Annotated in this window: 13 protein-coding genes; 7 read left to right on the top strand and 6 right to left on the bottom strand. The window is 57.7% G+C overall.

Features of this window, described 5'->3' with window-relative positions; translation table 11 throughout:
• Positions 1-193 precede the first annotated feature (193 nt).
• The 3 genes from QJ48_RS28560 to QJ48_RS28550 are packed head-to-tail and all read right to left on the bottom strand — an operon-like array spanning position 194 to position 4,085.
• Positions 194-1,789 carry a M2 family metallopeptidase gene (locus QJ48_RS28560; protein ID WP_054976776.1) on the bottom strand — a complete coding sequence of 532 codons (1,596 nt, stop codon included), beginning with the start codon at positions 1,787-1,789 and terminating at the stop codon, positions 194-196.
• Positions 1,790-1,814: 25 nt separating this feature from the next.
• Positions 1,815-3,149 carry an aspartate aminotransferase family protein gene (locus QJ48_RS28555; RefSeq protein ID WP_237763095.1) on the bottom strand — a complete coding sequence of 445 codons (1,335 nt, stop codon included), beginning with the start codon at positions 3,147-3,149 and terminating at the stop codon, positions 1,815-1,817.
• A gap of 42 nt (positions 3,150-3,191) precedes the next feature.
• Positions 3,192-4,085, bottom strand: a complete 894-nt coding sequence (locus QJ48_RS28550; protein WP_054976775.1) for a glycosyltransferase family 2 protein — start codon at positions 4,083-4,085, stop codon at positions 3,192-3,194.
• A gap of 279 nt (positions 4,086-4,364) precedes the next feature.
• Between QJ48_RS28550 and QJ48_RS37725 the strand changes: the two genes are divergently transcribed.
• Genes QJ48_RS37725 through QJ48_RS28535 form a run of 3 tightly spaced genes read left to right on the top strand, consistent with a single transcriptional unit; the run spans position 4,365 to position 6,792 of the window.
• Entirely contained in the window at positions 4,365-4,709 is a 345-nt protein-coding gene (locus QJ48_RS37725) for a VOC family protein (RefSeq protein ID WP_063858187.1), read from the top strand.
• A gap of 17 nt (positions 4,710-4,726) precedes the next feature.
• Positions 4,727-5,566, top strand: a complete 840-nt coding sequence (locus QJ48_RS28540) for a phytanoyl-CoA dioxygenase family protein (protein ID WP_054976773.1) — start codon at positions 4,727-4,729, stop codon at positions 5,564-5,566.
• Positions 5,567-5,598: 32 nt separating this feature from the next.
• The gene (locus tag QJ48_RS28535) at positions 5,599-6,792 is read left to right on the top strand and encodes an aminoacyl--tRNA ligase-related protein (protein WP_054976772.1); all 1,194 of its coding nucleotides are present in this window, start codon (positions 5,599-5,601) and stop codon (positions 6,790-6,792) included.
• A gap of 340 nt (positions 6,793-7,132) precedes the next feature.
• Here QJ48_RS28535 and QJ48_RS28530 read toward each other — a convergent pair whose 3' ends face one another.
• The gene (locus QJ48_RS28530) at positions 7,133-7,477 is read right to left on the bottom strand and encodes a VOC family protein (protein ID WP_054976771.1); all 345 of its coding nucleotides are present in this window, start codon (positions 7,475-7,477) and stop codon (positions 7,133-7,135) included.
• Position 7,478: 1 nt separating this feature from the next.
• Positions 7,479-8,267, bottom strand: coding sequence for a phytanoyl-CoA dioxygenase family protein (locus tag QJ48_RS28525; protein ID WP_082420717.1), 789 nt, complete (start codon positions 8,265-8,267; stop codon positions 7,479-7,481).
• A 237-nt stretch (positions 8,268-8,504) separates the two neighbouring features.
• Here QJ48_RS28525 and QJ48_RS28520 point away from each other — a divergent pair, with 237 nt between their 5' ends.
• The 3 genes from QJ48_RS28520 to QJ48_RS28510 are packed head-to-tail and all read left to right on the top strand — an operon-like array spanning position 8,505 to position 11,092.
• Positions 8,505-9,503, top strand: a complete 999-nt coding sequence (locus QJ48_RS28520) for an ATP-binding cassette domain-containing protein (protein ID WP_054976769.1) — start codon at positions 8,505-8,507, stop codon at positions 9,501-9,503.
• Positions 9,487-10,296, top strand: coding sequence for an ABC-2 family transporter protein (locus QJ48_RS28515; protein WP_054976768.1), 810 nt, complete (start codon positions 9,487-9,489; stop codon positions 10,294-10,296). The genes QJ48_RS28520 and QJ48_RS28515 overlap by 17 nt, the downstream gene beginning before the upstream one ends.
• Positions 10,297-10,300: 4 nt before the next feature.
• Positions 10,301-11,092 (top strand): ABC transporter permease, encoded by a 792-nt coding sequence (locus QJ48_RS28510; protein WP_157261780.1) that lies wholly within the window; start codon positions 10,301-10,303, stop codon positions 11,090-11,092.
• A gap of 113 nt (positions 11,093-11,205) precedes the next feature.
• Here the strand turns inward: QJ48_RS28510 and QJ48_RS28505 are convergent, their stop codons facing one another.
• Positions 11,206-11,406, bottom strand: a complete 201-nt coding sequence (locus QJ48_RS28505) for a hypothetical protein (RefSeq protein ID WP_054976766.1) — start codon at positions 11,404-11,406, stop codon at positions 11,206-11,208.
• 226 nt (positions 11,407-11,632) lie between these two features.
• On the opposite strand from QJ48_RS28505, the gene QJ48_RS39010 reads away from it, so the two are divergent.
• The coding region (locus tag QJ48_RS39010; RefSeq protein WP_237763094.1) for a hypothetical protein at positions 11,633-11,840 on the top strand (208 nt) is incomplete at its 3' end.

Genomic DNA, 11,840 nt, shown 5'->3' with positions numbered 1-11,840 from the left:
GGGAATGAGGCTGCGCAGCTCTGCGGGTAAATCGAGATACCAGCGGATTTCGTCTTTCAGCTTCGCCGCGGCCCGGCTCGTTTTGGTAATGATGCCGGTTTCCGGATCGTATTCGACGGCGTTGAAAAATCGGGAGCGCATCCTAGTCAAACTCGTCATCACCTCGCCTTCTTTGTCCTGTTGTCCCCGCAGCTCATTCCCTTCGCTCCTCGTGTGTTGTCGTATTCTGGAGATGCCTGATCAGAGGCAACGGGTCCAGCCTGCCGGAGAAGCCTTCCGCCAACAGGCCGGTCCAAGGTCTGGCGGCCCCCGGACGGAATATGCTGTCCCGTAAATACCCGAGCGCTTCCGCGGACCGCCAAGTGCCGAACCGGGCCGTAAGCTCGTGCTGGAATTGGGAAGCGGCCACTTCGCCAAGCAAGTAATTGTAATAATGGACAGGCAGCGTGGTCAGATGGGCTTTGGCCGCCCAGTAGGGGAAGTCCCATTCTTCCGGCCGGGGGATTCCTTGAATTTGCTCGACCGTCTCCCACCATAGCCGGTTCAACGGCTGCCTGGGGTTTTCGTACATTCGCTTCTCGAATTCGACGACGGTCATCGTCCAGTACAGCTTCACGAGCAGTTCTCTGCGCAGCGCGGGGCCCGTATCCTGTTCCTCCGACACGAATGAGATTCCGCCGTTCAGCTCCTGAAGCCAGCCCCGGTCCCACGCCAGCCGCTCGAACAGCAGCGCCGTTCCCTCGCTCAGCAAAGGATGCGCGGGCTGATGAAGCAGAAACGGAAGCGCGGGATCGATCTCCTGCTCGTAGACGGCATGGCCGAGTTCGTGCAGAAACAAGGAAAGTCCTTTGCGGTCTGGCGTTAAATGGCAGGAGAGCCGGATGTCGTCTCCCCGGTTGACGTTCAGGCAGCAGTTGGCCTGGCTTTTGCCGCTCCTTGAGGCCGTATCCGAGCGGAGGAGCACCGGCCCGATATCGAACCCGCGGCTGTGAAGCCAGGAAGCGACCCGTCCCTCGATGCCATCGGGATCGATCGTCTCCCCCAGCAGGAACGGATTGTGCGATTGCACGAAAGGATGGGCATAGTGCCAGGAGCGGAGAGCGCTCTTGGACACGCGAAACGTCTCGGCGAGTTCCTCGTCGATGCGTTCCTTCTCCCCCCGGTATGCCGCGTCCAGCCCGCGCCGGATCGTACGAATGAGCTCTTCCAGCAGCCGGGGCTCGGTTTCCTGGGCATACAGCTTCATTTCGTAAAAGTTGGCGAAGCCCTGCTTGACGGCAACCTCGTTGCGCAGCGTAACAAGCTCGATCAGCCGGGGGGCGACGGAAGCGCCGACCTGCATTCCCGCAAGCCACACTTTCCGGCGGAGCCCGGTATCCCGCAGCGAACGGAGCAGGACGAGTATGGAATGCTCGGACAACAGCGCCCCGTTCACTTCCGCCTGGAACGTCGCCAGCGTATAGTGCAGATCGTTCCAGAGGGAAGCCATCCGTTCTCGTTTGACGGGGGAGGCCCGATGCTCGAGCATCTCCCGACTCAGCACGTCAAGCTGCCGCCGCAGAAGCGGCTCTGCGGAGTCATCGTCCATACGCCGCAGCAAGTTCCTCCGGAAGAGCGGGGACGAAAGCGTCTTCTGGTAAGCTTTCTCGTGACGCACCGATTCCTGCACCCATTTCCATTCCCCGGTCGTCATCACCATCCACAATGCGTGCATCATCGGCGAGTATAACGATCTCAAGAGATCGTTCGTATCCTGCGCATAACGGGCCAAGCTGCGACTCGTTCTCATGCCTTTCCTCCGTTTCCGCAAATATTTATGACAACTTGCTTACCGCACCTATCACGGCGTTTGTCAGCTGCCGGGCTTCGTCCTGCCCGAGCGTCAGCGGCGGATACAGCGTTAATACGCCGCTCAAGAAGCTGCCCAGAACGCCCGCTTCGCGCAGCAGCTTGGACAGCCGCAAGCCGAACGCATCGTCTACCGGCCGCTTGCTGTCCTTACAAGCGACGAATTCGATAGCGAGCATCATGCCCATGCCCCGGATGTCGCCGACAAACGGGTGATCTCCAAGTCCGCTTTTCAGCTCGGACAGCATAGCGGCTCCCTCATGGCGGGAGCGCTCCACAAGCCCTTCTTCCTCCAAAATGTCCAGTACGGCCATAGCGGCGGCGCAGCCGACCGGATGTCCGCTTAGCGTCACCCCGTGCAGAAAAACCCCGCCCCGGCCGAAGAGGAGTCGGTCCATCTCCGCGGAGAGCAGTGTGGCGGTTAGCGGAAAATAGCCACCGGTCAGCCCTTTGGAAACCGTCAGCAGGTCCGGTTGGATGCCGAAATGCTGAGATACGGTCCAATGCCCCGCCCGTCCGAGTCCCGTCCCGATCTCGTCCATCACGAGCAGAATACCGTATTTGCGGGTCAGCTCGCGCACCCCGGCCACATACTCCCGGGGAAGGGGAATAATGCCGTTCACCCCTTGTACCGGCTCCAGCAGCACGGCAGCCACCTCGTCCGGCCCGGCTTCGAAGATCGTTTCCTCGAGATGATCGAGGCAAAACGAAACAATCCATTCCGGCTTTCCTTCGACCGGGGGGCGGTACAGATTGGGCGCCGCGGCGCTGTAACACCCCGCAAGTCCTGGTCCGAACATTTCGCGGATGCCCAGATGCGTGACCGAACCGGAGCCGAACGTCGTCCCATGATAGCCGCCCTCCAGCGAAACGAACTTGGAGCGCTTGGGCTGGCCGGCCGCGATCCAGTATTGTTTGGCGAGCCGCATGGCCGATTCGACCGCGCCGGAGCCGTCGGCGCTGTAGAACGCTTTGGCGTAGTGCCCGCCGCACAGACGAATGAGCCGTTCGGCGAGCGGGACCGCGAGCGGATGGCTTTGCGCGCACGTGGAGGCAAAGCTGAGCGCCGCGTATTGCTTGGCTATTGCTTCCAGAACGCGGGGATGTCCGAGCCCGACTGACGTGGCGCCCGTCGTAGCGTACAGATATGACCGGTTCTGCTCGTCGTATGCCCAGCATCCTTGGGCGCGGCACAGACGGATGTAAGGGCTGCCCGAATCGAACGCGGATGGCTCGGGCATATACGTAAATGGATGAAGCACCGGATACGGCTTATTACCGCCTTCTGTCATATAGGTCATGAGCGCAGCTCCTCTTTTCTTTGGACTTGGAGAGGCTATTCGTTAAAAATTCGTGATCCGGACAAACTCATCCGGAACGGAAGCGGCACGTCCGCTTCCCTCGCATGCCAGCGCAGTCTGCTCGAGCTGCCGCAGGCTCGTATGGCCCAGCATAAAGCCGAGAAACTGTCGGATCACCGGCCGGGGGTGCTTTTTGTAAAAGTAGGCGTGGCTCTGGCGAATGAGCGCTTCGTACGAGGCGCCGCTTCGCGGATGGGCCAAATGCACGTTGACAGCCTGGTGTGCGTATCGGAACCGGCAGCCTTGCAGATGCGCCCGGTAGCCGAATTCCATGTGCTCGAACCCCCACTCGTGAAAATGTTCGTCGAACCCTTCGAGCCGCCGGAACAGCTCTACGGGAACGGACAAATTGCCGCTTAACGTCGACACCCAGGCAGCGGCCGCGGAGGTGCCGCCGTCGGCATCGAACAGGCCGTACACCAATCGGCAAAATTGGGGTACCCGGTCGTGCGTTTCCCCTCTAATTCGCTCCAGCACCAGCTCCCGGTTTCGCTCCGGTTCCGAAACGTACAGCTCGCGGACATGGCCGACGGCCATCCTCGTTTCCGCGCCGAAGTGCGCTTCGTAATGGGCTTGCAAGAAGCCCGGCCGCGGGATACGGTCCGCATCGCAAAACACGACGATCCCTTCGCCCACTCGGCGTACGCCTTCATTCCTCGCCGCCGCCCGGCCTTTGCGGGGGAGCCTTACATAAGCGATATTCAGTCGGTCGCGGTAGGACTCGACAACCGCTTCGATCGGCTCGGACGAGCCGTCATCCACCACGATGATGCGGCAGCGGTCGAACGGCGGCGGTTGCCGCGTAAAGCCGTACAGGGTTAAAGACAGGGGGTATGCCTGGTTGTATACGGGTATGACCACACTGATTTCGCGCAACGGAATCACCTCTTTTCGTCAGTTGGCCGCCGGCCCGGCGCCGCTGTTACGGATTATAGCCGCTCGTCCGCACGGGCGACTCGGCTTTTGGCGAGCGATCGGGTTTTGGATACGGCCGGAAAAGACGGCAACAAAACCCGATTAGCGGACAAGCTAGGCAGAGGAAGCGCTCGCCGGACGGTGCTACAATTCGGAAGGAAAGGGAACGGAGGCCGGGAGGAGATGGCGAATGTGCGGACTTCGCGCACGGCAGTTCCGATAACAGGAGGTTGGATTCAGGTGAAGCATCGGTTGGAACGGATAGATACGGTGCTGCTGCGCGTGCCCGATTTGGAGCGGACGGTACGGTGGTATACGGAGACGCTCGGCTTGAAGATCAAGTGGCGCACCGATTTGATCGCCACGCTGAAGGCGGGCGACGGAACGCCGATCACCTTCGTGCCGCAGGAGGCGGTGAAGGAGGAGTGTCCGTTTTTCAATTTTTACACGTCCGACCTTCGGGGGACCTATGAGGAAATGAAGCTTCTCGGAGTGGAGGTCGGGCCGATTCGTGATTACGGAACCGTACAAACGTTCGATTTCAGGGATGACAGCGGGCAGCTGCTGAACGTTTGCCATTTTTAATGCGGAGGAGGATGAAGATGACCCAATCGCTTGTCCGTACGAAGGAGAAGGCGTTTTTTGAGGAACAGGGCTATCTGGTCGTTCGTGGAGGTTACGATCCGGAGCAATTGGAAGAATTGAGCGCCGAGTATTTGTCCATCTGGCTTGGGCTGCTTGCATCGGGCGAAATTGTGCAGCATCCGGACCGGCCGCTGGAAAGCTTGTACCCGAACCGGCTGCGGGATTTTCACCGGGGAAACGAGAAGATCGTAAAGTTCATGCTGGAGCCCCGGGTTATTGCGACGCTGGAGGAGCTGATCGGGGAAGAGCCGGTTGCGGTTCAATCGAGCTACTATTACAAGCCGCCGGGCACGCGGGGACTCGGGTATCATCAGGATAATTACCATATCGGCGTATGGCCGGGCACGTCTTATGCGGTATGGGTTAGCATCGACCCGGCCGACGAGGAGAACGGCAGCCTGCTCTTCGTGCCGGGAACGCAGAAGCTGGACCTGGTCTCCGCCGAGGTGCTGCCAGGAAGCTGCAACGCGTACGGCAGTGAAGTTTTGTGCGTGCCAGAAGGATATGAACCGGTTCAAATCCGCACCTCACCGGGCGACGTCGTTATTTTCAACGGCAATATGTATCACGGTTCGACGCGCAACAAGTCGGCGTACCGGTATCGCCGTTCGTTTGTCACGCATTTTGCCGGAGCGAGTCTGGAGAAAGTAACCTTGAATTACGGGTATCTGGTGGACAAGCATGGCGAGAGGGTAAGGCGCAAGCTCAATTCTTCCCCAAAAATCATCGAAATGCAGCAATCGATTTTTACGTACAAGGACACGGCTTTGTACGATCAATATATTAAGCGAAACTAAATCTAGGCACGAATGGAGAGGAGGAGACGGAGATGCGCTTCCGTTATGCTTTGTCCAGCCCTAAAGCCAGGGAAAAGGCAAAAGAAGTGGCGGAGTCGATGTATTACTTGTCCGAACGCATCACGGCGGTGCGGGTCGGCGAGACGGAGGTCGAGGTCGACTACGAGGGGAACGACGAGGAAGCCTTTCGCCGGAAGGCCGAGCGCTTCCTGCATGACAACCTGAAGATCCGGCTTATCCCGCGCAAGACGCTGAAGGACAACCGGACGGACAAGCCGCCCCGTCCGTGCCGGGAGCAGGCCCCGCTCGCGCCGGTCGGCAGCCTGCGTTTGACCGGGGATGCCGCTTTGGCCGAGCAGGCGCTGGACCGGTTGTTTTTTGACATGGCGGTAGGCTATGGCGCGCAAATGAGACGCTACCCGTCCTTTATGACGATGGAGCACATGATGCGCAGCGGCTATATGTACCATTATCCGCAAAACGTGTACGGCGTTTCGGAGGTGGAGCATGAGCAGGAAACGTTGGAGCGCTGCCGCTCCCATTTGAGCGAGCAGCAGCCGCTCGGGGAGCTGATGCGGCATAACGAGCTGTATTTGCAGCCTTGCGTCTGCTACCACGTGTATGCGGAGTTAGCCGCCGAACGGCGGAAACCGGGCAAGCTGGAATTGTTCTCCGCTGCCGGTCCGTGTTACCGTCATGAGCACCGGGCGCGTCTGTCGCCTGTTCGGGTGCGCGAATTCCGGATGCGCGAAATCGTGTTTCTCGGGGAGGAACAGCCGGTCGAGCAGATGCGGGCCACCCTTGTGGAGGATTCGTGGGCGCTGTTCGAGCGGCTGGGGCTGCGCGGGTATCTGGAAACGGCGACGGACCCGTTTTATTTTCACGACGACGGCGCCATGTTGTTCTACCAGCAATCCGGCGCGCTGAAGTACGAATTGCGGGTGACACCGGACGACCAGACTGGCGCTGCCATTACGTCGTTCAACTTATGCGGTTCGCTTTTATGCCAATCGTTCGGGATCGACGACGGGAGCCATACGTTCCAATCGGGCTGCGTCGGCTTTGGCATCGACCGCTGGGTACAGGCGCTGCTCATGACGCACGGGCCGGTCATCCAGGAGTGGCCGCAGTCGGTGCGGGAGACGCTTTTTCCCATCCCGTCGAATGGCCGGCACCGGGGGGAGCGTCCCTTGATCGGCGGGGCGAGAGCTTATCGGCCGCACTGACGACAGAGTGTTGAGAAAGTAGGTAATTGAGGTAACAGAAGTTACGAGGGGGGTGGGGTATACACTTCCGGTCGCTGCTCCACCCCACAAAGTGAAGTTAAATCAGAGAAGCTGGTCCGAGTACTTTGCGGGGACCCCAGGTCTGCAGGAAATTTGATTGAAGCCGCTTAAACAGCGGATATTTCCCGCAGACAAAGGCGAACGCTATCGCTCCTCCAGTGTATACCCCACCCTTTCGTAACCTCTATAATCCCGTTTAACCACTTTCTCAACAGGCTAAGGCGCTAACCATGTTAGCGCCTGTTTTCGTAAAAGGTACCGGATTTATACGCACAAAGCCTCAATAGTGACAGACGTTTAGCAGCCGGCCGTCAATGTCGCGGAAGTCGAAGGTGGCCATATCGCCGTAATGGCGGATCGGGCCGGGATCGGCGCCGCGCTCCGTCAGATGCTTGTGGGCTGCATCGATATCGGGCGTGTAAAAGTTGAAGATCGGATGCTCCTCCTCCAGCACGGCGGCGTCGATCAGCGTAAGGGGAGTGCCGCTTCCCGCGTGGAAGGTCGCTGCGCCCCGGGAACGGTATCCCGGCGTCAATCCGAGCTTCTCCCCGTACCATTCGATGGACCGGTCGAATTCCTCGGCGATTAGAAATACGGTATCCACCCGGCTGAACAATTCGGACATGTCATTTCCTCCTTTGATATTCGTCGATAAATTGCAGCTTATGATAGCGGTTCATCCGGCGCTGCATCAGCTCGCCGTGACGATTGCGCAAATCGAGATGATGCACCATGATTTTTTCGGTGCTGGCGCCGGCGAAATGCGTGACGAACGCACGCCGGAAGCGGTGCTTGGTGACATTCGGATTGGAGCCGTGCAGAATGTTTCCACCGAACACGACGGCATCCCCCTGCCTTGTCCGCACATGGGCCACTTCGTAGCCACGGGGCACCGGTACCGCCTGCCCGTAAACGGACGCGTGACCCGGAATTTTCGGCGGAAGCAGCCCCATATGCTGCGTTCCCGGCACGAAACGAAGTCCGCCGTTATCCGGATCGGTGTCATCCAGGGAAATCCATACGGCACAGGTCGTACCCGGATACACCCCGATATCGTAATTATCCTGATGAAACGGAAGCGCCGCCGCCCCCGGGGGCTTGAAAAAGCAACCGGTTCCGATGGCCAGCGCCTCTTCGCCGATGATCTGCTCGACGAGGTCGAACTGGCGCGAATCGGTCATAACGCCGAGCAGGTGCTCGCTGGTCAGATGCACGTCGCGCAGCGGAGGAAACAAGCTGTCGAGCGGCCGCTTCGGCTGCTGCACAATGGAGCCCGCGACGATGCGGTCGAGCCAAATTTTGTCCAGCTCTTGCTTCATCTCTTCCGTTTCCTGCCGGGTATACAGCCCTTGAATCACCGCATAACCGTTTGTGTCAAAAAACGCTCGCTCATCGGTTGTCATCCATCTGGTCATCCTTCTTCCCTGCCTTGTCCCATATTCGGATTTCGGCCCGCAGCCGCTTGTTCCACTATAAGTGAAAACGAAAGCGGTTGCCTAGGCGTTTGTTGCCGGGCCGTCCGGTGTTTGTTGCGGAGTGCAGCGACGCACAGCGAACGCCGAACAGTCGGCCAACGTACGCCTATTGATGCGGTTGCTCCCGTGCTAAGATGGCACAAGACGAAGCCTTGAGCGATCAAAAGGAGCGAAGCTATGCGGAAAGCAGTGGATGTCAGAAGCTTGACGAAACGGTACAAGGTCCCGGTGAAGCAGGAAGGGATTGGAGGCGCGCTGCGCGGTATTCTCCGTCCCGAATACCGGGTGAACGAAGCGGTCAAAGGCATCGATATCGGCATTGAACCGGGTGAAACGGTCGGTTTCATCGGACCGAACGGGGCGGGAAAAACAACCGTACTGAAGATGTGCTCGGGCATCCTGTTCCCCACGTCCGGTTACGTGCGCATACTCGGACATGAGCCTTCGCTGCGGAAGCGGGAATATTTGCGGCAGATCAGCTTTGTGATGGGCCAACGCAGCCAGTTGTGGTGGGACATACCGGCGATCGATTCGTTCGCGCTCAACCGGGATATCTACGAAATTCCGGAGAAGCGTTTTCGGCAAAGGGTGGACGACTTGTCCTCCGCGCTGTCGGTCCGGCCGCTGCTGAGCGTGCCGCTGCGCAATTTGTCGCTTGGTGAACGGATGAAGATGGAAATCATCGGCTCGCTGCTGCACGATCCGAAAATCGTGTTTCTCGACGAACCGACGATCGGACTCGATCTGACCTCGCAGCGGAGCTTGCGCAGCTTTGTCGGCGAATACAGCCGAAGCGGCGGGACGACGATTATGCTGACCAGCCATTACATGGAAGATATCGTCACGCTTTGCCGTCGCATTATTGTCATTAGCGAAGGCCGGATCGTCTACGACGGCAGCCTGGAGGAGGCCAAACGCCGGATGGGCGGAGGACAGATCGTCAAGGTCCGCTTCGCCTCGCTTCCGGAAGAAGAATGGCTGGATCAGCGGCGGGATGTTCTGATGTCTTGCCGGGACTACGACTTTACCTTTCGGCTGGAACGGGAGCGGGTACCGGATTTCATCGCCTCGACCGGGCGCTGGATGCCGGTAGATATCAGCGTCGAGGAGCCGCCCATCGAAGATACGATCGAGCGGCTGTACGGGAAGGAGAATCCGCATGCGGAGGTTACGTAAATACGGGACCGTCTGGCTGCTTACCGTGCAGGATGCGATGACGTACCGGTTAAATTTTGTCATAAGCTGGCTGATCAATCTGTATACGCTTCTCATCCCGCTGGCGATGTGGGCGATGATTTTCCGCGAAACGCCGGACATTGCCGGCTACAATGCCTATTCCATGACGCTGTACCTGGTCGTTATCGCGCTGTTGAAATACGTCGTCCTGGCGGACGGCATCCATTACACGATTGCCGGCGATATCGAGAGCGGCAAGCTGAACCAGTATTTGAACAAGCCGGTCCATTATTTCGCGTATATGTTTTTCGTCAATGCGGGACGCCGAAGCATTCAGTTTGCGCTTCTGTTCATCCCGCTTGTCGTGCTGCTGCCCGGAATGACGGCAGCCGGTCTGCTCGCTCCCGATGCGCTTCCGCAGCAGCCGGGCTGGGCGGTCGCGAGCGCGCTGCTCGGGCTTGCGATCAGCTTTCTGATCTTTTACTGCCTGGGCTTGTTGGCTTTTTGGTTCGTGCGGTATCATGTGCTGTTTATATTTTTCAGCAATGTTTACTGGTTTTTGAGCGGTATGTGGTTCCCCCCGGATGTGTTTACATCGCTGGAATGGCTTTTCCGTCTCGTTCCATTTCCGTATCAAGTGTATTTTACCGCGAAAATTTGCACGAACGGGCTCACCGAACGGCAGATTATGGAAGGGATCGGCTGCCAGCTGCTGTGGATTGGCATATTATCGGCCGTCTCGTATTGGATTTGGCGAAAAGGCGTGAAAAGTTATCAGGCGGTGGGAGGATGAACGCGTGAGAAGGTACGGGAGAGTCTATTTGACGTTTTTGCGAATCGCGCTGATTCGGGAAATGCAGTCGCCGCTTCATTTTATATTTTGGGGCGTCGGGATGTCCGTGAATTTCGGCTTGTTCGTCTATTTTTACCGGACGATTTACGGCCATGTGGATGCTATTGCGGGGTGGACCAAGTACGAAATGCTGTTTTACCGGGGGTTCGCCGAGCTGTTTTTTACGCTGTTTCTGATGCTCGCGATCAACAACCTGCAGACGCTTCCCGAAAAAATTACGACGGGCCGGCTCGATTTCGTTCTGTTAAAGCCGATCCACTCCCAGTTCATGATTTCGCTGTCGGATCCGCATCTGGGCTTTGCGCTCAATCTCGTATCGGCGCTGGGTATGATCCTCTACAGCTCCGCTCATATCGGCTGGGAGACCGATTGGTTTCGGCTCGGAGGGGCGCTGCTGTTTACCGCTATCGGTCTTGTCATGCTGTACTCGGTGTGCATGGTGATCGTAACCTTGTCGATGTGGGTCCAGCGGGCGGAGTTCGTCAATCAGGTGTTTTTTTCGCTGTTCGGCTTTTTGTTCGTACCCTCCACGGTATACGGGGGCGTCTCGCGGATCGTCTTTTCCTACGCGCTTCCGGTTCTGTTCGTGTTTACGGTTCCGGTCGGCGTGCTGCTGGATAAGGAAGGGTCTGCGGAGATGCTGATCGCCATGCTGCTGCTTGCGCCGGTATGGTTTGCGGCCAGCTGGTATTTTTGGCGGACGTCCGTCCGCTTCTATACGAGCTCGGGCTCGTGATCGAAAGGGCAAGCAAGGGAGCCTGGCAGATTGATTTCACGAACGAATATAAGGCTGCCGATCTGCTCGACAGCCTAAGTTGGCGTACGGAAGTCCTGTCGCGTCAACTTCGGTTAATTCGCGCAGCGTTTATCCGCCCCAAGGTGCTTGGCGATGCACAGTGAGCTGCAGAACCATTCCCCGTAATAATGCCAATTCGGTTCCCCGGCATAAATCGGGTTCGCGCATCGGACATAAGCGCAATCCGCCACCTGCGTCGGATAATCGGCCTGCCGGTCGGGCAGCCCGATCTCAAAGCGATCGAATGGATACATGAACGACCGTTCCTCCTTTACTTGTGCTGCCTTTAGCATACGATCGCCGAAACGTAAGGACTCGCTTTTTGTTGTCGGATTGTCGGGTAAATTTGCGCTCTATTGAGGGGAATATGAAGAAAATATGTCAAATTAAGACTAAAGATTAGCAACAAATGCAGATCGTTCCTAAATTTGCCTGTTGTAAAATGAAACAAAATCATGGTCAGGGGAAGGAGCGATTTACTTGAGTATGTTATTCATATTTCCAAAACCCGGTGATTGCGAGGAAAGCAGCAAAATTATGAGTCAACTATCCCATAAGACACATTTGGTCATTACGGGATGCTTTCAAGAAGCCGTGAAAATTGCAACTGCACGGCGCTATCAATTGATAGCGTTTATAACCTTCGACGATGCATTCCCGGCTTCATGGTATGTCCACGAGCTTGTGA

Origin of the sequence: Paenibacillus sp. A3, assembly GCF_001399685.1 — a bacterium.
In the GTDB taxonomy this organism is placed as follows: domain Bacteria; phylum Bacillota; class Bacilli; order Paenibacillales; family NBRC-103111; genus Paenibacillus_G.
Note: the sequence above shows the minus strand (reverse complement) of the source record. Positions and strands in the feature narration are given on the sequence as shown.

Bases quoted from the DNA above. Each gene is read 5' to 3' on its own strand.
- QJ48_RS28560 (WP_054976776.1), bottom strand. From the start codon at position 1,789: ATGAGAACGAGTCGCAGCTTGGCCCGTTATGCGCAGGATACGAACGAT.
- QJ48_RS28555 (WP_237763095.1), bottom strand. From the start codon at position 3,149: ATGACCTATATGACAGAAGGCGGTAATAAGCCGTATCCGGTGCTTCAT.
- QJ48_RS28540 (WP_054976773.1), top strand. From the start codon at position 4,727: ATGACCCAATCGCTTGTCCGTACGAAGGAGAAGGCGTTTTTTGAGGAA.
- QJ48_RS28535 (WP_054976772.1), top strand. From the start codon at position 5,599: ATGCGCTTCCGTTATGCTTTGTCCAGCCCTAAAGCCAGGGAAAAGGCA.
- QJ48_RS28530 (WP_054976771.1), bottom strand. From the start codon at position 7,477: ATGTCCGAATTGTTCAGCCGGGTGGATACCGTATTTCTAATCGCCGAG.
- QJ48_RS28525 (WP_082420717.1), bottom strand. From the start codon at position 8,267: ATGACCAGATGGATGACAACCGATGAGCGAGCGTTTTTTGACACAAAC.
- QJ48_RS28520 (WP_054976769.1), top strand. From the start codon at position 8,505: ATGCGGAAAGCAGTGGATGTCAGAAGCTTGACGAAACGGTACAAGGTC.
- QJ48_RS28515 (WP_054976768.1), top strand. From the start codon at position 9,487: ATGCGGAGGTTACGTAAATACGGGACCGTCTGGCTGCTTACCGTGCAG.
- QJ48_RS28505 (WP_054976766.1), bottom strand. From the start codon at position 11,406: ATGTATCCATTCGATCGCTTTGAGATCGGGCTGCCCGACCGGCAGGCC.